At 37.0% G+C, this 24,291-nt stretch carries 23 protein-coding genes; 16 read left to right on the top strand and 7 right to left on the bottom strand.

All coding sequences use genetic code 11. The features are described 5' to 3' along the window. Window positions 1-3: 3 nt before the first annotated feature. From pdxA to Q0252_RS02785, 7 genes are all read left to right on the top strand, one after another. Complete coding sequence (gene pdxA / locus Q0252_RS02815) at window positions 4-1,095, top strand: 4-hydroxythreonine-4-phosphate dehydrogenase PdxA (protein ID WP_297983564.1); 1,092 nt, start codon at window positions 4-6, stop codon at window positions 1,093-1,095. Between the two features lie 76 nt (window positions 1,096-1,171). Then, entirely contained in the window at window positions 1,172-1,696 is a 525-nt protein-coding gene (locus Q0252_RS02810; protein ID WP_297983561.1) for a DUF177 domain-containing protein, read from the top strand. Window positions 1,697-1,762: 66 nt separating this feature from the next. Beyond that, window positions 1,763-1,966, top strand: coding sequence for a 50S ribosomal protein L32 (rpmF, locus tag Q0252_RS02805; protein ID WP_297983558.1), 204 nt, complete (start codon window positions 1,763-1,765; stop codon window positions 1,964-1,966). 124 nt (window positions 1,967-2,090) lie between these two features. Next, window positions 2,091-2,570, top strand: coding sequence for an acetyl-CoA carboxylase biotin carboxyl carrier protein (gene accB / locus Q0252_RS02800; RefSeq protein ID WP_297983557.1), 480 nt, complete (start codon window positions 2,091-2,093; stop codon window positions 2,568-2,570). 84 nt (window positions 2,571-2,654) lie between these two features. After that, window positions 2,655-4,010, top strand: coding sequence for an acetyl-CoA carboxylase biotin carboxylase subunit (gene accC / locus Q0252_RS02795; RefSeq protein WP_297983555.1), 1,356 nt, complete (start codon window positions 2,655-2,657; stop codon window positions 4,008-4,010). An 82-nt stretch (window positions 4,011-4,092) separates the two neighbouring features. Beyond that, window positions 4,093-5,343 carry an ornithine--oxo-acid transaminase gene (gene rocD / locus Q0252_RS02790; RefSeq protein ID WP_297983553.1) on the top strand — a complete coding sequence of 417 codons (1,251 nt, stop codon included), beginning with the start codon at window positions 4,093-4,095 and terminating at the stop codon, window positions 5,341-5,343. Between the two features lie 30 nt (window positions 5,344-5,373). Continuing rightward, a complete protein-coding gene (locus Q0252_RS02785; RefSeq protein WP_297983550.1) occupies window positions 5,374-6,942 on the top strand; it encodes a glycosyltransferase in 1,569 nt (522 codons plus the stop codon). Here Q0252_RS02785 and Q0252_RS12280 read toward each other — a convergent pair. Together Q0252_RS12280 and Q0252_RS12275 are read right to left on the bottom strand one after the other, a co-directional pair. Beyond that, window positions 6,926-7,318 (bottom strand): glycosyl transferase family 90, encoded by a 393-nt coding sequence (locus Q0252_RS12280; RefSeq protein WP_367174810.1) that lies wholly within the window; start codon window positions 7,316-7,318, stop codon window positions 6,926-6,928. The two genes, Q0252_RS02785 and Q0252_RS12280, sit on opposite strands and share 17 nt — an antisense overlap. Continuing rightward, the gene (locus Q0252_RS12275; protein ID WP_367174809.1) at window positions 7,278-7,862 is read right to left on the bottom strand and encodes a hypothetical protein; all 585 of its coding nucleotides are present in this window, start codon (window positions 7,860-7,862) and stop codon (window positions 7,278-7,280) included. The genes Q0252_RS12280 and Q0252_RS12275 overlap by 41 nt, the downstream gene beginning before the upstream one ends. Before the next feature lie 80 nt (window positions 7,863-7,942). Here Q0252_RS12275 and gltX point away from each other — a divergent pair, with 80 nt between their 5' ends. Then, entirely contained in the window at window positions 7,943-9,454 is a 1,512-nt protein-coding gene (gltX, locus tag Q0252_RS02775) for a glutamate--tRNA ligase (protein WP_297983547.1), read from the top strand. A 47-nt stretch (window positions 9,455-9,501) separates the two neighbouring features. Continuing rightward, window positions 9,502-10,458: an acetyl-CoA carboxylase carboxyltransferase subunit alpha gene (locus Q0252_RS02770; protein ID WP_297983544.1), complete on the top strand. Its 957-nt coding sequence runs from the start codon at window positions 9,502-9,504 to the stop codon at window positions 10,456-10,458. Between the two features lie 73 nt (window positions 10,459-10,531). Here Q0252_RS02770 and Q0252_RS02765 read toward each other — a convergent pair whose 3' ends face one another. Continuing rightward, window positions 10,532-11,095 carry a DUF6759 domain-containing protein gene (locus tag Q0252_RS02765; RefSeq protein WP_297983542.1) on the bottom strand — a complete coding sequence of 188 codons (564 nt, stop codon included), beginning with the start codon at window positions 11,093-11,095 and terminating at the stop codon, window positions 10,532-10,534. 137 nt (window positions 11,096-11,232) lie between these two features. On the opposite strand from Q0252_RS02765, the gene tsf reads away from it, so the two are divergent. The 6 genes from tsf (at window position 11,233) to Q0252_RS02735 (ending at window position 18,141) form a co-directional block, all read left to right on the top strand. Next, window positions 11,233-12,201 (top strand): translation elongation factor Ts, encoded by a 969-nt coding sequence (gene tsf, locus Q0252_RS02760; protein ID WP_297983539.1) that lies wholly within the window; start codon window positions 11,233-11,235, stop codon window positions 12,199-12,201. Between the two features lie 144 nt (window positions 12,202-12,345). After that, window positions 12,346-14,997, top strand: a complete 2,652-nt coding sequence (locus tag Q0252_RS02755; RefSeq protein ID WP_297983536.1) for a T9SS type B sorting domain-containing protein — start codon at window positions 12,346-12,348, stop codon at window positions 14,995-14,997. Between the two features lie 97 nt (window positions 14,998-15,094). Further along, window positions 15,095-15,883 (top strand): hypothetical protein, encoded by a 789-nt coding sequence (locus Q0252_RS02750; protein WP_297983532.1) that lies wholly within the window; start codon window positions 15,095-15,097, stop codon window positions 15,881-15,883. Window positions 15,884-15,915: 32 nt separating this feature from the next. Then, window positions 15,916-16,701, top strand: coding sequence for a DUF6759 domain-containing protein (locus tag Q0252_RS02745; protein ID WP_297983530.1), 786 nt, complete (start codon window positions 15,916-15,918; stop codon window positions 16,699-16,701). A gap of 62 nt (window positions 16,702-16,763) precedes the next feature. Beyond that, complete coding sequence (gene trmB, locus Q0252_RS02740; protein WP_297983527.1) at window positions 16,764-17,441, top strand: tRNA (guanosine(46)-N7)-methyltransferase TrmB; 678 nt, start codon at window positions 16,764-16,766, stop codon at window positions 17,439-17,441. 40 nt (window positions 17,442-17,481) lie between these two features. Then, window positions 17,482-18,141, top strand: a complete 660-nt coding sequence (locus tag Q0252_RS02735; RefSeq protein ID WP_297983524.1) for a DUF6759 domain-containing protein — start codon at window positions 17,482-17,484, stop codon at window positions 18,139-18,141. A 70-nt stretch (window positions 18,142-18,211) separates the two neighbouring features. On the opposite strand, the gene rpsB is transcribed toward Q0252_RS02735, so the two are convergent. The 4 genes from rpsB to Q0252_RS02715 form a co-directional block, all read right to left on the bottom strand. Continuing rightward, window positions 18,212-18,979: a 30S ribosomal protein S2 gene (gene rpsB, locus Q0252_RS02730; protein ID WP_297983521.1), complete on the bottom strand. Its 768-nt coding sequence runs from the start codon at window positions 18,977-18,979 to the stop codon at window positions 18,212-18,214. A gap of 183 nt (window positions 18,980-19,162) precedes the next feature. Further along, window positions 19,163-19,549, bottom strand: a complete 387-nt coding sequence (rpsI, locus tag Q0252_RS02725) for a 30S ribosomal protein S9 (RefSeq protein ID WP_297983518.1) — start codon at window positions 19,547-19,549, stop codon at window positions 19,163-19,165. A 5-nt stretch (window positions 19,550-19,554) separates the two neighbouring features. Then, entirely contained in the window at window positions 19,555-20,010 is a 456-nt protein-coding gene (gene rplM / locus Q0252_RS02720) for a 50S ribosomal protein L13 (RefSeq protein WP_297983606.1), read from the bottom strand. Window positions 20,011-20,305: 295 nt separating this feature from the next. Then, window positions 20,306-20,638 carry a hypothetical protein gene (locus Q0252_RS02715; protein ID WP_297983516.1) on the bottom strand — a complete coding sequence of 111 codons (333 nt, stop codon included), beginning with the start codon at window positions 20,636-20,638 and terminating at the stop codon, window positions 20,306-20,308. 173 nt (window positions 20,639-20,811) lie between these two features. On the opposite strand from Q0252_RS02715, the gene Q0252_RS02710 reads away from it, so the two are divergent. Continuing rightward, entirely contained in the window at window positions 20,812-24,174 is a 3,363-nt protein-coding gene (locus tag Q0252_RS02710) for a methylmalonyl-CoA mutase family protein (protein WP_297983513.1), read from the top strand. Window positions 24,175-24,291: the final 117 nt, after the last annotated feature.

Genomic DNA, 24,291 nt, shown 5'->3' with positions numbered 1-24,291 from the left:
AAAATGAGCACCAAACAGCATAAAGTAAGGGTAGGAATTTCGATTGGCGACTTCAACGGCATTGGTCCGGAAATCATTATGAAGTCTCTGCAGGACAAAAATATTACCGATTTTTTTACACCAATTATTTTTGGTTCGGGTAAGCTATTTACTTATCAGAAGAATATTTTCAAGCTTCAGCATAATTTTAATTATATTACCGATGCAACACAGGCACAAGGTGGAAAAATTAATATGGTGAACCTTTGGAAAGACAACGTGAATGTTGAATTAGGAAAACCAACTGAAGAATCCACCAAAATGGCCATTGATTCTTTGGAAGCAGCCACAAACTCTTTGATGAACGGAGAAATTGATGTTTTAGTCACCGCACCTATCAACAAAGATGAAATGGTAAAACAGGGCTTTAAACATGCAGGTCATACAGGATATTTAGAAGAAAAATTTGGTAAAAAAGGCTTGATGTTTTTGGTAACAGACGATTTGAAAGTGGCGGTTTCTACTCATCACATTCCCATTGCAGATGTTGCGCAGAATATTTCTAAAGAAAAAATTAAAAAGCAGATTAAATTGCTCAACCAATGTTTGGTTGAAGATTTCTGCATTCAAAAACCGAAAATTGCAGTTCTTGGCTTGAATCCTCATTCCGGGGACGGTGGCGTTATCGGTCGCGAGGAAATTGAAATCATCGAACCTGCAATTAAAGAACTTTTTGACAACGGAGTAATGGCTTTCGGACCGTTTCCAGCGGACAGTTTTTTCCAACCGAACAAATACAAAAATTACGACGCTGTTTTAGCAATGTACCACGATCAAGGTTTGGCTCCTTTCAAAACTTTAGCTTATGAAGAAGGCGTAAATTACACTGCCGGACTTCCATTTATCAGAACTTCACCCGATCACGGCGTTGCATATGATATTGCAGGACAGAACATTGCGGATGAACAGAGTTTTACCGAAGCTATTTTCGCGGCCATTAAAATTTTTAGAAACAGAAGAGAATATAACGAGCTCATGAACAACCGTCTTCAACCCCGTAAAAATGCAGTAGGAAACGGCATCGACGAAGACCTTCCGGAAGAAGCAGAACATTAAATTTTCTTCCAACACAATTGTTTTGAAAAATTATTTGTAATATTAAAAAAAATGCATATTTTTGCACACTCATTTTATGGACAAGTTTAGAAACTACGACGTAGTGTTTTCAGGACTTAAAAACAGGAAACACGAGTTCAGATTTGAGATAGATAAGGAGTTCTTTCAACTTTTTGATACCGAACAGGAATTTACAGATCCTAAAATCGTAGCAGATGTTTACATGGATAAACACTCTACTTTCTTAGAATTTGTTATCGCAACAAAAGGAACAGTAAGGCTTATTTGTGATATCACAAACGACCCTTTCGACCATCCGATTGAAAACGATATAAAAGTTCTTGTAAATTTTGGCGAAGAGTACGACGACAGCGACGGAGACGTTATTACCATTCCAACGAATGATCATGCCTTCAATGTTTCGCAACTGATTTATGAAGATGTAATGCTCTCTATTCCAATGAAAAAAATCTCGCCGAATGTTTCGGAAAAAGATTTGGAAGCACTGGAAAAATTCAGCCCAAAAGAAATCGAAGAGGAACAAGAACACGACAGCGATCCAAGATGGGACGCATTAAAAAAGTTAAAAGATAAAAATTAAAATAGTTTAAATGATGAGGATTGAGCAATCAACAACTCATCACTCATCAAAAAAAATTATAAGAAAATGGCACATCCAAAGAGAAGACAATCGTCAACAAGAAGAGATAAGAGAAGAACTCACTACAAAGCAGAAGTTCCTCAATTGGCAAAAGATGCAGCTTCAGGAGAATTGCACCTATACCACAGAGCTCACTGGCATGAAGGAAAACTTTACTACAGAGGAAAAGTAGTAATGGAAAAAGCAACAGAAACTACAGAAGAGAACTAAGAGCATTTCTTAGAAAAACTTCATTTTTATACAAAAACCACTCGATTTTTCATAAAATTGAGTGGTTTTTTGTTGTTTTTTGTGTTTTTTTGGTATCTTTGACATAATAATCAAACAACACATTATGGACATTAAAGACATACAAAATCTCATCAAATTTGTATCGAAAGCAGAGGTTTCTGAAGTAAAATACAAAACAAAAGATTTTGAAATTACCATTAAAACTCCACTTGCAGGAAGCGAAGTAAGCTATATGCCTCAACCTGCAGTTTATCAAACTGCTCCACAACAAGTTACTGCTCCGGCTGCTCCAAGTACACCTACCGCAGCTCCTGCTGAAGCTGCTGCTTCTGATGACAGCAAGTATGTTACTATAAAATCTCCAATGATTGGTACTTTCTACAGAAAACCTTCTCCAGACAAAGACGTTTTTGTAAATGTTGGCGACGAGGTTTCTTCAGGAAAAGTAGTTTGTGTTATCGAAGCAATGAAGCTTTTCAACCAAATTGAATCTGAAGTATCAGGAAAAATTGTAAAAGTTTTGGTGGATGATGCTACTCCTGTAGAATATGACCAGCCTTTATTCTTAGTTGACCCTTCTTAATAAATGATAATTGATGATTGATAAATGATTTACAATCAAATATTTTCAAAATTTCAAATTATCTAATTTTCAAATTTTATTAAGATGTTCAAAAAAATATTAATAGCCAACCGAGGCGAAATTGCAATGCGTATTTTGCGTACTTGCAAAGAAATGGGAATCAAGACAGTAGCTGTTTATTCCACTGCGGATAAAGACAGTTTACATGTAAGATTCGCTGATGAGGCAGTTTGTATTGGTCCTGCGATGAGCAAGGATTCTTATCTGAAAATTCCAAATATTATTGCTGCTGCCGAAATTACCAATGCAGATGCCATTCACCCCGGTTACGGTTTCCTTTCAGAAAATTCTAATTTCTCCAGAATTTGTCAGCAAAACGGCATTAAATTTATCGGTGCAACTCCGGAACAAATCGACAGAATGGGAGACAAAGCCAACGCTAAAGCAACCATGAAAGAAGCCGGCGTTCCTTGTGTTCCCGGTTCAGAAGGTTTGATTGATTCTTACGAACACGCAGCACAGTTGGCAGAAGAAGTTGGTTATCCTGTTATGATTAAAGCTACAGCAGGTGGTGGTGGAAAAGGAATGAGAGCTGTTTGGAAAGCCGAAGACCTGAAAGAACACTGGGAATCTGCAATTCAGGAAGCAGTTGCTGCTTTTGGAAACGGCGGTATGTACATGGAAAAATTGATTGAAGAGCCTCGTCATATCGAAATTCAGGTTGCGGGAGACCAGTTTGGTAAAGCTTGTCACCTTTCGGAAAGAGACTGTTCAGTACAGAGAAGAAACCAAAAACTAACGGAAGAAACTCCTTCCCCATTCATGACGGACGAACTTCGTGAAAAAATGGGTGAAGCTGCCGTAAAAGCTGCAGAATATATTGGTTATGAAGGTGTTGGAACCATCGAATTTTTGGTGGACAAACACAGAAATTTCTATTTCATGGAGATGAATACCAGAATTCAGGTAGAGCATCCAATTACAGAGCAAGTTATTGATTATGACTTGATTAGAGAGCAAATTCTTTTGGCCGCAGGAACTCCAATTTCAGGGATTAACCATCATCCAAAACTTCATTCTATTGAATGTAGAATTAATGCTGAAGATCCTTATAACGATTTCAGACCCAGCCCTGGAAAAATAACAAGTTTAAATATTCCTGGCGGACACGGAATTCGTGTTGATACGCACGTTTACTCAGGATACACTATTCCTTCGAACTACGACTCGATGATTGCAAAGCTGATCACAACAGCACAAACCCGTGAAGAAGCCATTGCAAAAATGAAAAGAGCTTTAGAAGAGTTCTATATTGAAGGTGTAAAAACAACAATTCCTTTCCACAGACAACTGATGGAAGACGAAAATTATTTGGGCGGAAACTACACTACGAAATTCATGGAGGATTTTGTGATGGATAAAAAGTACGACAATAATTAAAATACTGAGACCGCCGAAAAGGCGGTTTTTTTATGAATTCATCTCGCCAATATTCATTAAATTTGTGAAAAAGTAAAAAGATATGTCTACAGCAACTCAACAGAAAAACGCTCAATATTTTATTGACCTCGAAAACGAACACGGCGCACACAATTATCACCCGCTTCCTGTAGTTTTGGAAAAAGGAGAAGGTGTTTTTGTTTGGGATGTTGAGGGTAAAAAATATTACGATTTTCTTTCAGCTTATTCCGCTGTAAATCAAGGACATTCGCATCCAAAAATTGTGGACGCGTTAGTAAATCAGGCGCAAAAACTGGCCTTAACTTCCAGAGCATTTTACAATGCAAATCTTGGAGTTTACGAAAAGAAAATCACTTCTCTTTTTGGCTTCGATAAAGTTTTGCCGATGAATTCTGGTGCTGAAGCGGTGGAAACAGCTATTAAGTTAGCAAGAAAGTGGAGTTACGAAGTAAAAAAAATCCACGGAAACAATGCAAAAATTATCGTTTGCGAAAATAATTTCCACGGAAGAACAACTACGATTGTTTCCTTCTCAAATGACCCTGATGCCAACAACAATTATGGACCTTTCACTCCCGGATTTATCAAAATTCCTTATAACGATTTAAAATCTTTAGAGCAGGTTCTGAAAGATGATTCAGAAAATATTGCCGCATTTTTGGTAGAACCTATTCAGGGTGAAGCAGGTGTCTTTGTTCCGGACGAAGGATTTTTAAAAGAAGCATCCGAACTTTGTAAAAAATATAACGTTTTATTTATTGCAGACGAGGTTCAAACCGGAATTGCAAGAACCGGTAAATTAATTGCCTGTCATCATGAAAATGTTCAGCCTGATATTTTAATTCTTGGTAAAGCTCTTTCCGGAGGGATGTATCCTGTTTCTGCAGTTTTGGCCAACAATGAAATCATGAACGTGATTCACCCTGGTCAACACGGTTCTACTTTCGGTGGAAATCCTTTAGCTTGTGCGGTAGCTACGGCAGCTTTAGAAGTTGTGGAAGAAGAACAGCTTTCTGAAAGAGCTGAAAAATTGGGACAGCTTTTCCGCGATGAAATTAAAAAATTGATAGAAAAAACAGATTTAATCGCTTCCGTTCGTGGTAAAGGATTATTGAATGCCATTATCATCAACGATTCTCAACACTCTCCTACTGCTTGGAATCTTTGTGTTGATTTAATGAAAAACGGACTTCTTGCAAAACCAACACACGGAAACATCATCCGTCTTGCTCCACCTTTGGTGATTTCAGAAGAGCAACTTTTGGAATGTGTTGCAATTATCGAAAAAACAGTGATCAACTTTAAGCGATGAATTCCCAATTTGTTGGAGGACCTTATAAGCATGGAGCAACTGCCAATTTCTGTAACCTTACTCACCAAAAATTCTTCGAAATATTTAGCAGAAGTTTTGGAAGCATTATCGCAATTCGACGAAGTTGTCGTTCTCGACAATGGTTCTACCGATAATACTATTGAAATTACAGAATGTTTTGCTAATGCGAAAGTGGTCCTTTCTCCGTTTATTGGCTTTGGTCCTTTGAAAAATTTGGCTGCAGAACACGCCAAAAACGAGTGGGTTATTAATATCGACAGCGACGAAGTTTTCCCAAAAGATTTAATTGATGAGATAAAAAAAATAGACCTCAGCAAAAAAGAAACTGTGTATTCTTTTTCCAGACTCAACCATTACAGAAAAAAGGTGATCAAAACCTGCGGTTGGTATCCTGATGTCGTGAAAAGGATGTATCACCGTTCAATAATAAAATTTGATAATAAACAGGTTCACGAGTCGTTAATTATCCCACAAAACGTTAAGATTCAGCAATTAAAAACTCCTTTTCTTCATTATTCATTTGATGGCGCGGCAGATTTAATCAACAAAATGCAGCAATATTCCACTTTGTATGCACAGGAACACCGTTTTTCTAAGAAATCCAGTCTTTTATCAGCCATCAATCATGGATTTTTCGCATTTTTCAAAAGTTATATTCTGAAAAAAGGAATTACAGACGGTCGCGACGGATTTGTAATTTCAGCAACCAACGCCATGGGTTCTTATTTTAAATATTTGAAACTTACAGAAGCCAACGACAGATTAGATGTAAGTTTAATCATCACTACTTACAACCGTCCAGATGCTTTAACTTCAGTTTTGCAGTCTGTTTTATCTCAAACGGTTTTACCAAAACAGGTTATTGTTGCGGATGATGGTTCTAAAGGAGCTACAAAACAGGTTATCGAACATTACAAAAATATTTTACCCGTAGAACTTATCCACAGTTGGCAACCGGACAATGGATTTCGCGTTGCAGAAGCCAGAAACAGAGCCTTGGCAAAGGTTACCGGAGAATATGTTATTTTAATTGACGGTGACATTGTGATGCACCCAAATTTTATTGAAGACCACATTAAATTCGCTAAAAAGAAAGTAATGCTTCAAGGCGGAAGAATGTTGATGACGATCGAAAAAACACAGGAAATACTAAACACTCCGGAAAAGTATCCTTTAATTAAATGGTTTGATAAAGGTGTTGAGCAAAGGTTTGAAAAAAGATTTTCCGCTTGGAGAATGCCTTGGATTAATAATATCATCCACAAAGAAAAACCGCATTATCATAAAGGAATTCGCAGTTGTAACATGAGTTTCTTTTTAACAGATGCATTGACTGTTAATGGTTTCAACAACGAATTTGTAGGTTGGGGAAGAGAAGACAGCGAGTTTGCAGCGAGACTGTTTAACAGTGGCGTAAAACGGAAAGATATTCGATATGCTGCAATTGGTTATCATCTGTATCATAAAGAAGAAAAACGCGATGCTTTGCCAGTGAATGATGAAATTCTGAACCGCGCTTTACAGGAAAATATCGTAAGATGTGAAGACGGTGTTTACCGCTTTATTTCGAAAGATTAAAATATTTTTCAAGCACCAAAAGGCTGCACAAATCCTCTGAATTTTTATTGAAAAACTGCGCGCAATGTTCGTGTGCATTTTTGATTATTTCCAAACATTTTTCCGGATGAGCAATATAAAAATTCAGTTGCTCTTCCAGGTCGGAATAATCGTGCTTGATTTCAATATAATGTTTTCCGCTTTCCAGTTTTCCTTCCATAAACCAGGTTTCCAAAGTTGGTTTTGGCATTACTGCGATGGAATTTGAAGACATGATCCATTTTAAATTCGTCGCCACATCATTTCCCTGAAGACTCAGGATAAATTTATAATCCAAATGCTTTTCTATCGGTATTTTAGGTTTCAGCCAAGCTGGATTTCCCTGCCTTTTGTTCACCTGTCCCAAATCGCAAAGCGGATGATTGAAATATTGTTCGTAAAATTTGTAACGGTGTTCCTGATAAACAGCAGCGCGACCAATCATCAAATCTTTTTTTTTCCAAAAAATTTTTGTCATTTTCAACAAAAACGAAATGTCTCGCTTTATCTAAATTGAGAAGAACGGCATTTTGGTTATCATCAGAAATAGGTCTGCTTTTTACGATGGCCGGAACTTTGGGAATCCAGGTTACATCACCAAATTCATAATTAATTTTCTGATTTTCATCAAAATATCGCGCATATTCATAAGTATCAAAATAATATGCTTTCGGTGTAACAGGTTTTTTTAAATCTCTAACGGTATTTTTAAAAGTGACATTTTGCTGGCGCTCGAGTTTGCAGTAATAATCAACCCGTTGTTTTAAAGCTTCTACTTCTGCAATTGAAAGTTTTGAAATCAGCTTTTTCTTCTTTTTATCAACACTTTCGGTGGGCAAACTCTTGATCAAAAATGATTTGATATAATACTTCAGTTTTAAAGTTTTATGAATTTTTGCCATCTTGGATATAAAGCTCAAAAATAAAGAAATTATCGCTAAAGAAGCCGTTTTTTCTTACATTTGCACCTTAAAATTTTGTTATGAGCAAAGTACGAGTGCGTTTTGCGCCAAGTCCAACCGGACCACTGCATTTAGGCGGAGTAAGAACAGCTTTATACGATTATCTGTTTGCAAAAAATCAGGGTGGCGATTTCGTTTTAAGAATTGAAGATACCGATACAGCACGTTACGTTGAAGGTGCAGAAGATTATATTATGGAAGCTTTGGAATGGTGCGGAATTGTACCCGACGAAAGCCCGAAACACGGAGGAAAATTTGCGCCTTACAGACAGAGTGAAAGGCGTGATATTTACGACAGATACACAGAGCAAATCCTGAAGACGGATTATGCCTATCTCGCTTTCGACACTCCGGAAGAACTGGATGCCATTCGTGCGGAATTTGAAGAAAAAGGAGATGTTTTTTCTTACAATTATCAAACAAGACCGAGACTGAAAAACAGTGTCTCGCTTCCTCAGGAAGAAGTACAGCAATTATTGGAGGCAAAAACGCCGTATGTTGTGAGATTTAAAATGCCTTTCGACAGAGTTTTGAACCTTGAAGACATAATTCGCGGAAAATTCTCTGTGAATACCAATACATTAGATGATAAAGTTTTGGTGAAAAATGACGGAATGCCAACTTATCATTTCGCGAATATTATTGACGACCATGAAATGGAAATTTCCCACGTAATTCGTGGTGAAGAATGGCTTCCATCAATGGGACTTCATGTTTTATTATATGAAGCAATGGGTTGGACAGCGCCGGAATTCGCCCATCTTTCTTTGATTTTGAAGCCGGAAGGAAAAGGAAAACTGAGCAAAAGAGACGGAGATAAATTCGGTTTCCCGGTATTTCCTTTGAACTTTAAAGACCCTGAAACAGGAAATATTTCAGCCGGTTACCGCGAAAACGGATATCTTCCGGATGCCTTTATCAATATGGTAGCTTTGTTGGGATGGAGTCCGGCAAATGACAGAGAAATTATTTCTTTGGAGGAAATGGTGAAAGAATTTGACCTGCATAAAGTTCATAAAGCCGGAGCAAGATTCAGCAAAGAAAAAGCAGAATGGTTTAACCACGAATATCTGAAAACCAAAACTGACGAAGAAGTTTTGAACCTTTTAAAAGCAGAAAAAGATATCAATTTACAAGGTTTTGATGATGATAAATTACTGAAAATCATTTCTTTAATGAAAGAACGCGCTACTTTTGTGAAAGACATTTACAATGATGGCAAATTTTTCTTCGAACCTCCAACTTCTTACGATGAAAAAGCCTCTAAAAAAGCATGGACCGAAGAAACTTCAGCTAATTTATCTGAATTTGCAGCTGTTTTAAACACTACAGATTTCAACTCAGAAAATTTAAAACAGGCGATTCATGATTTTGCAGAGCAGAAATCTTTAGGAATGGGGAAAGTAATGATGCCGCTTCGTTTGTCTTTAGTGGGCGAACTGAAAGGACCCGATGTTCCGGATATTATGGAAATCCTTGGAAAAGAGGAAACTGTAGCGAGAATTACAAATGCAGTGAATAATATCGCCTAACTGCGCATTTTTTTTATTAAATTTGAAGATTAATCCTAGGAAACAAAATGGAATATTTAGAATTCGAACTACCGATAAAAGAATTGATGGATCAGTACCAAACCTGTTCTTTGGTAGGAGAAGAAAGCGGTGTTGATGTAAAATTGGCATGCAGCCAAATCGAAGATAAAATCATCGAAAAGAAGAAAGAAATCTACGGAAATCTTACGCCTTGGCAAACCGTACAACTTTCAAGACATCCGGACCGTCCTTATTCACTGGATTTCATCAACGGAATTGCGGATAAAGACACTTTCATGGAGCTTCACGGTGATAGAAATTTTGCTGACGATCCTGCAATGGTAGGAGGTTTAGCAAAAATCGACGGCCAAACGGTAATGTTCATTGGAACCCAGAAAGGAAGAACCACTAAAGAAAGGCAACGCAGAAGATTTGGGATGCCAAATCCGGAAGGTTACAGAAAAGCGTTGCGTTTGATGAAGTTGGCTGAAAAGTTTCAACTTCCGATTGTAACTTTACTGGATACACCAGGAGCTTACCCTGGTTTGGAGGCAGAAGAAAGAGGACAGGGCGAAGCGATTGCGAAAAATATTTTCGAAATGGTACAGCTGAAAACGCCTATTTTCACTTACGTTATAGGGGAAGGTGCAAGTGGTGGTGCTTTGGGAATTGGTGTTGGAAATAAAGTATATATGTTGCAAAACACCTGGTATTCTGTAATTGCGCCGGAAAGTTGTTCATCTATCCTTTGGAGAAACTGGGATCATAAAGAAGATGCAGCAAATGCACTGAAACTGACTCCAAAAGATATGCTTGAGAATAAAATTATCGACGGAATTATAGAAGAACCACTTGGTGGAGCACAATACGATCCGCAAGTTGCTTATCAACATGTAAGAGATTCTATCCTGAACAATATTAAAGCATTCAAAAAATTCAACGAAAAAGAACTCATTGAACAGCGTCAGCAAAAATTCATCGCAATGGGTGAATTCAAAGGATAAAAATTTGATTATCAGATAAAAAAAGGTTAGGAAATTCTCTTAACCTTTTTTATTTTGTATTAATTCTGTGTAACTATTTCGGTGCGTTCAGAATGATGGCTAAATCCTTGTTCATATTTTTTACGGAAGAATATTTGGCATCACAAACGCTGGTTGTCAATGTATAAGTTCCTTTATCAACCAGGATAAAATTTTTGTTTTTTGCCGGGACATCCAAGTTGTAGAACTTCTTTCCGCTAATTTTCACAATCAAATTACATTTGGATTTATTTTCAATCTGAATATAAGCTTCTTTAGAATTCGGATCGCTGTTAAAAAGATGATTCAGCAAATCCACCGTTTTTTGGGTTTTCGCATCTGTTTTTCCGGCTTTCACATCCTGCTTAATTTCTTTTTTCAAAGCTGCGGGTTCCAGTTTCTTCACTTCAGGTTTGGCAACAGCAGGTTGATCTCCCATTACCATGGCGTATAATTTTCTTTTGAATTCCGGTGTTTTAGGATGATCTGGGTTGGCTTTAATGAAACCTGCAACTACTTTTGGGTCATTCGTTTTTTCCACCTGTTCTGCTGTAATTTTGCTTTGTCCGCAAGCAAAAAAAGTAAACAAAACAAAAACAAGACATAAAAATTTATTCATTTTTCAGGCGTTTTAAGTTTAGATTAATTAATACTGATAACGTTAAAAGTCTGTTTTTAGTTTGCAGATAATTTCTTATCTTTGCGCCACCAAATTTGGCACAAATTAACCAAAATTTTTTAAATAAAAATTATATTATGTATACACCAGTAGCGGCTGACGTAGCTAAACTAAGAAACACAACAGGTGCAGGAATGATGGACTGCAAAAAAGCTTTAACAGAGGCAGAAGGAGACTTCGATAAAGCAATTGATATCCTTAGAAAAAAAGGACAGAAAGTTGCTGCAAACAGAGCAGACAGAGAATCTGCTGAAGGTGCTGTAATTGCTAAAGTAAACGGAGACAACACGAAAGGTGTTATTATCGCTTTGAACTGTGAAACTGACTTCGTTGCTAAAAACGATGCTTTCGTAAAATTAGCTCACGAATTGGCTGAAGCTGCTGTAGGTAAAACTAAAGAAGAGTTTTTAGCTTCTGATTTCAACGGTGTAACTGTTGCTGAAAAATTAATTGAGCAAACAGGAGTTATCGGAGAGAAAATCGAAGTTGGTTCTTACGAAACAATCGAAGGTCCTTTCTTGGGAACTTACATTCACGCAGGTAACAAAATTGCTGCAATCGCTTCTCTTTCTAAAAATTTCGATAACGCTGCAGGTCTTGCAAAAGATGTTGCAATGCAAGTTGCATCTATGGCTCCTGATACATTGTCTTATAAAAACTTTACTCCGGAATTTGTTGCAACTGAAACAGATGCAAGAATTGCTGCAATCATTAAAGATAACGAAGAATTGGTAAGATTAGGTAAGCCTTTGAAGCATGTACCAAAATATGTATCTTACTCTCAGTTGAATGACGAGATTATCGCTCAGGCTGAAGAAGATGCAAAAGCAGAATTGAAAGCTGAAGGAAAGCCAGAACAAATCTGGGATAAAATCCTTCCGGGAAAAATCCAGAGATTCATTAGCGATAACACTTCTCTTGACCAAGAAAAAGCCCTTCTTGACCAAAACTTCATTAAAGACGACAGCAAAAAAGTTTCAGATTACGTGAAAACTTTTGGTGATGACGTAGAAGTTCTTGGATTCGTAAGAGTTTCTCTTTCTTAATCTAAAGAAAATAAAACATACTGAAACCCTGCTTTTTAGAGCGGGGTTTTTCTTTTTTGCCTACATTTGTTATCCAAAATTTTCTGCTTGAAAAAAACAATTACTTTTTTCCTTATTCTGATTTTCAGTTTTCTATCTGCACAGATGGATACGGAACATTGGTTTGCGCCGATGAAAAGCAACTACTCTGCCGGAAATTATAATTATCAGGCTGTTTATTTGTCCACTTCCGAAACTGCTGCTTTTAATGTACAGATTTATAGTGGCAACAGCTTAATTGGCAGTGTAAGTTTAAAAAAAGGATCTCCGCAAACCTTTGTTGTTCCAAGACAGTATATCATCACTGAAGAAGATTCTGAATGCAGTGTGGTTCTTCCGCAAAAAGGACTTCATTTAGTTGGTACAAAAAAATATTTTGCAACACTGCGTTTTTCCGTTCCAAATCATGCGGAAATTGTAACTTCAAAAGGAAAGGCAGCTTTAGGAAATGAATTCTACCTGGGAATGCCTTCACTGAATTCAACGGCAAGGTCAAATTACGAAGCAAGCATTTTGGCTACCGAAAACGGAACTTCTGTAACACTTTCCGGGTACAGTAATGCGCTTATTTTTACTAATGACGCTTCAGCTACTGCAACAAAAAATATCATTTTAAACAAAGGTGAATCTTACATTTTTGAAGTGGACGAAGGCACCAACTTCGGATTACAGGGGTTAATTGGCGCAAAAATAAATTCGGATAAACCAATTACCGTTTCAAACGGAAGTTTTAGTGGAAGAATTTCAACAGACGGCGTGGATATTTTTATGGACCAATCCGTTCCCGTTGAGAAAACAGGTAAAGAATTCATCGTAATGGGTGGAAACGGTAATTTTCCGGATTCAGCTATAGAATCTACATTGATTGTTGCGACGCAAGATAATACAGATATTTTTCTAAATAACAGTGCAACTCCTGATTTCACTATTGCAAAAGCGGGACAGTTTGTTTTTGTCAACAGCACATCTTATACACCGTTGGATAAAGCCAACAACATTTACGCACTATACATCAAAACAAGTAAAAATGCTTACGTTTATGAAATTTTAGCAGGAAGCGCTTCGCAGGAAAAACCTTCCGGAGGAATGAACCTTATTCCCGCACTATCCTGTTTTCTTCCTTCAAAAATCGATGAAATGAGCGAAGTAAATCATTTACCCTTAACGGCATCAAACATCGGTTTTCAGGAATATCATAACGTTAAACTGAATATTCTTGCTCAAAAAGGTTCGTCTCTTACCGTAAATGGTTCTACCACCGATTTACTTGGTCCATTTACAGTTCCGGGTTCTTCAGGATGGGAGGTTTACTCGAAATTAGCTGTTTCGGGAAACCAAACCATTCAGACATCTAATGACAGAGCCATTACAGCAGGAATTGCAGGTGGTTCCGGACCGGCTGGATTTGGTGGCTATTTTGCGGGCTTCAGCTCTATTCCTTCTATTTCGAAAAGCGGAAGCTGTGCAAACGGGCAAATATTAGAAGTAGATGATTTTTATAATAAATATGAGTGGTATTTTAGTACAGATAATATTTCTTGGGTAAAACTTCCAGACACCGGTTATGCTATAAACCCCGGAACTAATTTTGGTTATTATAAAGTTACCGTTACCAAATATTCCTGTTCACCTCCGCAAACAACAAAAGAGTTTAAATATATTAAATGCCCAATGTACACCAAGAGAAATTACAGAATTGGCGCTTGTAACAGTATTCCTGTAATTACTCCTGTACTAACAAAAAATCCGGCTCTATTAATTGATGTTTCGAAAACTGCAATTATTTCGCAGCCTTCAGGTGGAAAAGCGTACGTAGACGCTGCAGGAAACATCCATTTTGATGCTAATAATACTAGAGAAGAACAGGTAGCTTTCACCTATTATTTGGAACAGGCGGGCGTTGATTTTCCGGAATATGAAGAAGTTACCGTAACTGTAAATATTGTTCAGATTAAAACACAGGACGTTGAAATTACCGAATGTTTAGACCGAAACGGAAATGGCATTTACAATCTTAAAAATGCATTTGAACAACTAAATGTAAATCCAGAGTTCATTTCTTACGAATATTACACGGATGCTGCATTTACAAGCAGAATTCCAGATTCCGATATTCAGAGTTATTATTCAAAACCAAATCTTACCATTTATGTTAAAATTACCAATGTGTTCGGATGTGATAACCGTTTGAAACCCGCTAAAATTAGTCTAAAAACCTATGAACTTCCCGAAATAAAGTATATTGATGTAAAAGGACAAACTTCTGCTGTAATTTATATTGAAAAAGGAAATTTGCCATATTATATACTGGTAAAGAAAGGAAAACTTCCGCTTGATTATATACCAAACGATTCGGAATATCAGGAATATTCTTCCGGAACAGTGGAAGTCCCGATTAGCGAAGGAAAAGGTTATTACACCGTATTTATTAAGTCGGTTAACAATTGTCTTCCTGTAATGAAATATTTTTCGGTTATTGGTATCACTAACGTTGTAACTCCAAACGGTGATGGCTATAATGACAAAATTGATGTCTCTGCTTTAAACGAAAAAGTGAGTCCGGTTTTTGAAATTTATGACCGTTACGGCAAAAAAGTATTTGAAGGAAACACAGAAAACAATTTTATCTGGAATGGCCGGTATAACGGATTTGCAATACCAACGGGAACCTATTGGTATCTTTTGAAATGGCAGGATTATCCAGATTCTGATGTGGATCTTCTTCAAGGTTGGATTTTAGTTAAAAACAGAGAATAATTTTTAACACATTTCTTTCAAACTTTAATATAACTTTAACCGTTTCCTGCACTCTAACAGAGAATAACACTCTATTTTATCTCTATTTTTGCAGGATATGAAGAAGGTACTATCAGTTTTTATTTTGCTGTTTCTTGCAAAAGTTCAAGCACAGGTTTTCAGCGGACAAATTTTTATGAGGGATAATTCTATTATTTATCTCAACCAGGTTTATGTGACGAATATGAATGAGCATAAAACCGTTATTTCAGATTACAACGGCGAATTTAAAATTAATGCGAAAGCAGGAGATGTTATTCGTTTCACCTCCATCATTACAGAAAGAAAGGACATCACTTTAACTTCAGAATCACTTTCTAATTCCACAAATTTTATTGAATTAAAAGAAGGATATATAGAGATTCCGGAAATCGTGATCAAATTTAAACCGACCGGAAACCTTAAAACGGATGTTTTAGCACTTAAAAAAGAAGAAAAATCTTTAGCAATTGCAAAAATCATTGGTCTTCCTGCTCCAAAAGGAGATGGAAATCCGCCACAAATTCCTGTGGCTTCGCTTGCAGGTGGCGGTTTATCTTTTAGCATTGAAAGTATTTACGATATTATTTCGGGCGACAGAAAAAAGAAGCAGCGTCTTTACGAATACGAAAAAATGAATAAGGGAATTGCTACCATGAAAAATTATTTTGGTGAGGAATATTTCGCCAACATAAAGATTCCTAAAAACCTGATTGATAATTTTTTACAATTTGTTTATACTTCAGACAATATAAATCCCTATTTGGAAGTTAATAACATTGAGGGTACAAAACCTTATATTGAAAAATACTTGCCGATTTACCAGAGAAGGTTAAGAAACTCACATATAATTGAAGTTTTAAACTAAATTTCTTTTTAACTTGGCAGGGAAACAAATAAATGATGAAACCATTTTTTTATATTCTTTGCCTTTTTGCATTCAGTATTTTACCGGCACAGCAAAAGCTGAAGGATTTCAAAAATATTATGCAGAGCAAAAGCATCTACGAAATTGATGCCTTCCTAAATGTTGCACATCCCAATGATCCACGAAGAGCCGTTTTGAAACCGCGTTTGATGGATTTAATAAAAGATTATATTAAAACTGCCCATCCAAGTGACCAAAGAATAAAAGAACTTCAGGAAAAACTGGCGCTCCTCAAGAAAAGACCCAATACAAAAATCAGTTTCGAAGAGATGAACGCGATCATCAAACAGAAACAGATTAAAAAATACAAGGAAGATCTGGAAGCACAGCAGAAAGGCGTTTATGCAGGAAGTAAACCTGCCGCAACTCCTGCTTACAACAATATTACAGTTCCCGCAGGAACAGCCGGAAGTAATGTGAACCCGGAACAGGATGAATTCAATCTTTTATTTAATTCTACGCCCGAAGAACATAAACAAAAGACGGTAAAACTTCTGAACAAACTTTTTGACAATGATATTTCGAGTACAGAAGTTATTGTAATGGTGGAAAACAAATCTGCCTGTGATATTATTGTAAGAATGGATGGCGCCGGAAATATGAAATACCGACTCGCCATTCCATCCAAAAGTGAAAATTCTATTGTAATCACCAAAGGAGATTATCTTTTCACCAGCTTGGTTTGCGGTGCTCAGTACGCTTCACAGAAAACCGTTCAAAAAGCGATAATGGTTTCATTGGATAATCCTGGAAAATAACTCATCAATATCATTCTAAATCAATTACTTTTTAAGTATTTTTGCGCTCGTTAAGATTAAAAATGGGAAAGAATAAATTAGCACGATTCGCAGAAAACAAAATATTACCAAATGTTTATCAGCCAACCAGAGAAGAGGCTTTAGAAGGCTTTGATTTGAAAGGAAAATGGAGAAGCGAGGTTTTTAAAAATGATAACCCGATAGTTTTGGAATTAGGCTGCGGTAAAGGTGAATATTCAGTAGGACTTGCGAAAGCTTTCCCGAAGAAAAATTTCATTGGGATTGACATCAAAGGAGCAAGATTTTGGTTCGGAGCCAAAGAAGCAGTGGAAAAAAATATGACCAACGTTGCTTTCCTGAGAACGCAAATTGAATTGGTTGATTATTTTTTTGAGAAAGATGAAGTGGATGAAATCTGGATTACTTTCCCGGATCCACAAATTAAATACAGAAGAACAAAACACAGAATGACGCATCCGGATTTTCTGGAACGTTATAAAAGAATTCTAAAACCGGGCGGAATTATTCACCTAAAAACCGATTCAGAATTTCTGCATGGTTATACCTTAGGATTGCTTCAAGGGATGGGTTATGAAATTTTAACTGCTCATCACGATATTTACGGAGCTCCGGAATATGATCCGGAAACCCCACTTTTAAGAGAAATACAGACATACTATGAAGGGCTGTTCTCTGCCAAAGGAAAAACAATAACCTATATAAAATTTAGAATCAAATAAAAAAAAGAAAAAAGAGAAAAAAACACACACTAAACCATTGATGAAGAAAATTATGCTTGCGCTCGGATTCCTGAGCTTTATGACACTGTCTGCACAAAAAAACAACAAAAACATACTACAAAGCACCAATATTAGGGAAATTGAAAGTTTCCTTAGAACTGCACATCCGGAAGATCCGCGCAGAACAGTTTTAAAACCAAAACTTATTGCCTTAAAAAATACAGAGTGGACGAAAGGTAAAGCAACTGCAAAACCGATGGAAGCACGCCCTGTTGTTGCAGAAATACCTAAAAGTGTTGTTGACAACCCTAATTCTTCAGAGGCAAAAGAATTTACACAGCTGATGACGCAATCTTCTGCAGCACACAAGGAAAAAACAGTAAAACTTCTCAATACGCTTTTCGATCAGGATATTAACAGAAAAGAAGCTATTCTATTAATTCAGAATAACTCGGATTGTAATATGATTTTGAGAATTCAAGGGAGAAATTTCTATAATCTTGCAGTTCCTGCACATGGTGAAAGTTCTGTAGTCATCAACAAAGGCGATTATCTGTTAACAAGCAACGTTTGTGATGCGAAATACAACTCCAGCAAATCTATCATGAAAAACACCTTGGTTATCCTTAATAATCCTGTGATTAATATGCAGCAAAACAGAAGTTTTGCTAAATCTTCTGACCCGGTTAAAAAGCAATAAATTAAATATTTTTCATAAAAAAAATCGGCTCGCTTTCGCGAGCCGATTTTATATGTAAGATTTCAAAATCTTATTCAGCAGCAGCATCGAAATCAGCATCAGCATCAGCAGATACTTTTTCTCCTTCTTCTTTAGATTTTTCTTTTTCAGCTTTTCTCTGAGACAAACCTTCTTTGATGGAATCTAAAACTACAGAAAGAATCATATCGATAGATTTAGAAGCATCATCGTTTCCAGGGATTACATAATCCACTTTTCTTGGGTCAGAGTTCGTATCAACGATAGCGAAAACCGGGATACCCAATTTTTTAGCTTCAGTTACAGCGATATGCTCGCTTAAGATATCAACTACAAAAAGAGCAGAAGGAAGTCTCACCATGTCAGCGATAGAACCTAAGTTCTTCTCAAGGTTAGCTCTCTGTCTGTCAACTTGCAATCTTTCTTTTTTAGACAAAGTTTCGAAAGTACCGTCTTTCTTCATTTTGTCGATAGCGTTCATTTTTTTAACAGCTTTACGGATTGTAACAAAGTTTGTTAACATTCCACCTGGCCATCTTTCTGTAATATAAGGCATGTTCAATTCCGTAGCGTGTTTTGCTACGATTTCCTTAGCTTGTTTTTTAGTAGCTACGAAAAGAACTTTTTTACCTGCAGAAGTAATTTTTTCCAAAGCGTTACAAGCTTCGTCCAATTTTACAGCTGTTTTATGTAAGTCTACGATGTGAATACCGTTTTTCTCCATGAAAATGTATGGAGCCATATTTGGATTCCACTTTCTGGTCATGTGACCGAAGTGTACACCTGCCTCTAAAAGGTCTTTAACATTTGCTTTAGCCATGTCTCTTTTTTGTTTTTAGTTTACGTTCCGCTTTTGTGCAATCAACAGTTTCTTTAGATGGGAGAAACGTTTGGATGCTAAACTAAACGGGGCATTTTTTTGATTAGATAATAGAACCAAGAGCCAAGAACAAAGATTTTTGAAAGTCTCGAATCTTGTGTCTCGTATCTCGAATCTTCTTGATTAACGTTTTGAGAATTGGAATCTTTTTCTCGCTTTTTTCTGTCCTGGTTTCTTTCTTTCTACCATTCTAGCGTCTCTTGTAAGAAGTCCAGCCGGTTTCAAAGCCAATCTGAATTCTTCGTTGATTTCGCACATTGCTCTAGAAAGTCCTAGTCTGATTGCTTCTGCCTGTCCGGTGATACCACCACCAAAAACATTTACTTTAACATCGTACTGACCTGCAGTTTCTGTTAAAAGGAAAGGTTGGTTTAGTTTGTATACCAAAACATCAGTACAGAAATAAGTTTTAGCGTCTTTACCGTTTACTGTGATGTTTCCTGTACCAGGCTTCACATAAACTCTTGCTACAGAAGTTTTTCTTCTTCCGATTTTATGAACTGTAGACATATTAATTATTTGAATTCGTTAATATTAATTACTTTCGGCTGTTGAGCTTCGTGTTTGTGCTCAGTTCCTTCATATAAATAAAGGTTTTTGAACAGCTGAGAACCTAATTTGTTTTTTGGAAGCATACCTTTTACAGATTTCTCCAAAACTTTCATAGGATCTTTTTTCAATAGCTCTTCAGCTGTCTGAGACTTTTGACCACCTGGGTAACCAGTATGCCAAATATAAGTCTTGTCAGCCCACTTGTTTCCGGAAAGAGTAACTTTCCCAGCATTCAAAACGATTACGTTATCTCCACAGTCTGCGTGAGGCGTAAAGTTCGTTTTGTGCTTTCCTCTCAAAATCTTTGCAACCTTAGAAGCCAATCTTCCTAACGGTTGTCCTTCAGCGTCTACCACAACCCATTCTTTATTAGCGGTAGCTTTGTTAGCTGAAACGGTTTTGTAACTTAATGTATTCACACTTTTTCGTTTACGGTTAAACATAATTTTCCCAATAAGGGTGTGCAAAGGTATGATTTTTTTTCGGATTGAAAAAACTTTCTACCCTATTAAATTTAATATTATTGAAATTCAACACTTTGAGGGTTGCTTTAAAAAATAAATTAATAATTCACCAAATAAGGAAATACTTTGGTACAGAACTTGCAAAAGAGTGGACGTAGCGATTTTGGCTACAAAGGAAGGATTCTTCCACCCTAAAAACACATTCATATACAAAAAAGAGGACTGATTTTTTCAGTCCTTTTTGTTTTTATTATTGTCTTAACGATTTGCTTTCCCTAAAACTTGCTATCAGGTAGTAGGCTACAAAAACTGTTGAGAATTTAATAATGGATGGTACAGCAGTGTCAAAATCAAACAACAATAATCCCAATACCACAATAAGCGCTACTCCAATAAAAGAAATTCCCAGCTTTTTGAAAAGCGGCCATTCAGGTCTGTCCACAAAATAAGCCATTCCCCATCCTAAACCAAAGGCAAAAGCATTATACAAATCTACCTTCCAACCTTGTGTCCCCAATAAAAGATATTGAAGAAAAAAGCTTAGTACTGTTCCTGCTATTAAATATAGAATAGATTTTTTCATAACACTGCAAATCTAAAAAATAAAATTAAAGGCAATCATTTTTGCATATTTTGTTAAACACAATTAATTATATAAAGTAAACTATAAACTGAAAGCCAATAAATTAGAATGAATTTCACAGTTTTACTCAATTTCTTATCTTTGAGAAATTCCAAAAATTTTATAAATCCTTTATGGAAACTCAAAAATACGAACCACAAAACAAAGTAAGAATCGTGACCGCCGCATCGCTTTTCGACGGGCACGATGCAGCGATTAATATTATGCGCCGTGTCATTCAGGGAACCGGCTGCGAAGTCATTCACCTTGGACACGACAAATCCGCGGAAGAAGTTGTGAACACTGCGATTCAGGAAGATGCAAATGCAATTGCTTTAACATCTTATCAAGGTGGACACAATGAGTATTTTAAATACATCTATGACCTTTTGAGAGAAAAGGGTGCCCCTAAAATAAAAATTTTTGGCGGTGGTGGCGGTGTAATTCTGCCGGAAGAAATCAAGGATTTAATGGAGTACGGAATCGACAGAATTTATTCTCCGGATGACGGCCGTGAATTGGGTTTGCAGGGAATGATCGACGATTTGGTTCAACGATCAGATTTCGCAACGGGAAAAGATGTTACCGTTGCTGATTTAGATAAAATCACTTTTGAAGATTCAAAATCCATTTCCCAAATTATTTCAGCCGTTGAAAATTTTTCTGATGAGAAGGAAGATTTGGTAAAAGCCATCGATGATAAAGCCAAAAACTTTAATATTCCAATCATCGGTATTACAGGAACCGGTGGTGCCGGAAAATCTTCATTAACAGATGAAATTGTGCGTAGATTTTTGCGCGCCAATCCAAATAAAAAAATCGCGATCATTTCTGTAGATCCTTCTAAAAAGAAAACGGGAGGTGCACTTTTGGGCGACAGAATCCGCATGAATTCCATCAACGATAAGCGCGTTTATATGCGATCAATGGCAACGCGTGAGAATAATGTTTCGGTTTCACCATATATTCATTCTGCTTTAAATGTTTTGAAGCTAGCCAATCCTGATGTAATCATTCTGGAAACCTCCGGAATTGGGCAATCCGGTTCAGAAATTACAGAAATTGCTGACGTTTCAATGTACGTGATGACGCCTGAATATGGTGCTTCAACTCAGTTGGAAAAAATTGATATGCTGGATTATGCAGATTTGATTGCTTTAAACAAATCCGACAAAAGAGGTGCTTTGGATGCGCTTCAAGCCGTAAAAAAGCAATACCAGAGAAATCACGTTGCGTTCGACCAGCCGTTGGAAAGCATGCCGGTCTATTCCACAAAAGCCAGCCAGTTTAACGATTGGGGAACGACAGAATTATACAATGAACTGATTAAAAAAGTCAACGCTAAATTTGAAAATCTTGGATTTGGAGAGTTCGTGGAACAGAATGTTTCTGACGACACCACTGTAATTCCGCCAAAAAGAGTTCGTTACCTTTCCGAGATCGTCGAAAACAATCGTGGTTATGATAAAACCGCTGAAGAACAGGCAAAAATCGCTCAGAAACTTTACATGATCGACGGTGCAAAAACTTTCATTACCAATGATGAAGCAACTGCCGAAAAACTGGAAAAAGTTTTCATCAAAACCAAAAAAGATTTAACGGAAGAAAACACGGCTTTCCTTCATGGATGGCACCATTTCAAGGAGGAAATGAAGCAGGAAACCTATTCTTATTTCGTTCGTGGCAAAGAAATTAAAGTAAATACAACCTCTGAAAGTTTATCTGGACTGAAAATTCCAAAAATTGCCTTGCCGAAATTTCAGGATTGGGGCGATCTGATCCGTTGGAAAAGTCAGGAAAATGTTCCCGGAGAATTTCCTTACACTGCCGGAATTTACCCTTTCAAAAGAACCGGAGAAGATCCAACAAGAATGTTTGCCGGAGAAGGCGGTCCGGAAAGAACCAACCGAAGATTTCACTATGTTTCGGCGGAAATGCCTGCGAAAAGATTATCAACAGCATTCGATTCTGTGACTTTATATGGACAGGATCCTGCATTACCACCAGATATTTACGGAAAAATTGGAAACGCCGGAGTTTCGATCGCAACTTTGGATGATGCGAAAAAACTGTATTCCGGTTTTGATTTGATTAATGCTTTGACCTCCGTTTCAATGACGATTAACGGTCCGGCTCCAATGCTGTTGGCGTTTTTTATGAATGCAGCGATTGATCAGAATTGTGAAAAATACATCGAAGAAAATAATCTTTGGGATAAAGTTGACGCAAAACTCAGAGAAAAATTTGACGATAAAGGTTTAAAAAGACCAACTTATAACGGAGAATTGCCGCCTTCCAACAACGGTTTGGGTTTAAAATTGTTGGGAATTACCGGTGATGAAGTTTTGGACGCGGAAGTTTACAATAAAATTAAGGCAGAAACCATCGCAACAGTTCGTGGAACAGTTCAAGCGGATATTTTGAAAGAAGATCAGGCACAAAATACCTGTATTTTCTCCACTGAATTTGCTTTGAGATTGATGGGCGACGTTCAGGAATATTTCATCAAAGAAAAAGTGAGAAATTTCTATTCGGTTTCCATTTCCGGTTATCACATTGCGGAAGCCGGTGCAAATCCGATTTCGCAATTGGCGTTCACCTTGGCAAACGGTTTCACTTATGTTGAATATTATTTGAGCCGAGGAATGGACATCAATGCTTTCGCACCAAACCTTTCCTTCTTTTTCTCCAACGGCGTCGATCCTGAATATGCGGTGATTGGCCGAGTTGCACGAAGAATTTGGGCCAAAGCGATGAAATACAAATACGGCGCTGATGAACGTTCCCAGATGCTGAAATACCACATCCAGACTTCCGGAAGATCCCTTCACGCGCAGGAAATTGATTTCAACGATATCAGAACAACACTTCAGGCTTTGTACGCGATTTACGACAACTGTAACTCGCTTCACACCAATGCATACGACGAAGCGATTACTACTCCAACCGAAGAATCTGTAAGAAGAGCAATGGCTATTCAGTTGATTATCAACAAAGAATTAGGTTTGGCGAAAAACGAAAATCCGTTGCAAGGTTCATTTATTATTGAAGAATTAACCGACCTTGTTGAAGAAGCCGTTTATGCGGAATTCGACAGAATTACCGAAAGAGGCGGCGTTTTGGGTGCTATGGAAACGATGTATCAGCGTTCAAAAATTCAGGAAGAAAGTATGCATTACGAATGGCTGAAACACACAGGAGAATATCCGATTATCGGCGTAAATACCTTCCTTGGAAAAGACGGTTCACCTACGGTTCTTCCGGGCGAAGTGATCCGTTCTACCGAAGAAGAAAAGCAGATGCAGATTTCCAATTTGGAAAATTTTCAGAATGCACATTCTGATAAATCCGACGAAATGCTCGCAGAACTTCAAAAAGCAGCCATCAATCAGCAAAATTTATTTGAAGTGATGATGGAAGCCGGAAAATATTGTTCTCTTGGACAAATTACGAATGCATTATTTGAAGTAGGTGGAAAATATAGAAGAAATATGTAAAAAGATTCAAGAGCCAAGAATCAAGAATAAGTTAAAAGAATCTGTCTCACAATAAAAATTGAGGCGGATTTTTTATTGCAGTTCCAATCTTCAATGTTTTGGAAAAAGAAAAAGTTG

Origin of the sequence: uncultured Chryseobacterium sp. (assembly GCF_936933875.1) — a bacterium.
GTDB lineage: Bacteria > Bacteroidota > Bacteroidia > Flavobacteriales > Weeksellaceae > CAKZIK01.
The sequence above is the reverse complement of the archived record's forward strand: the minus strand, read 5'-3'. Positions and strand labels throughout refer to the sequence as shown.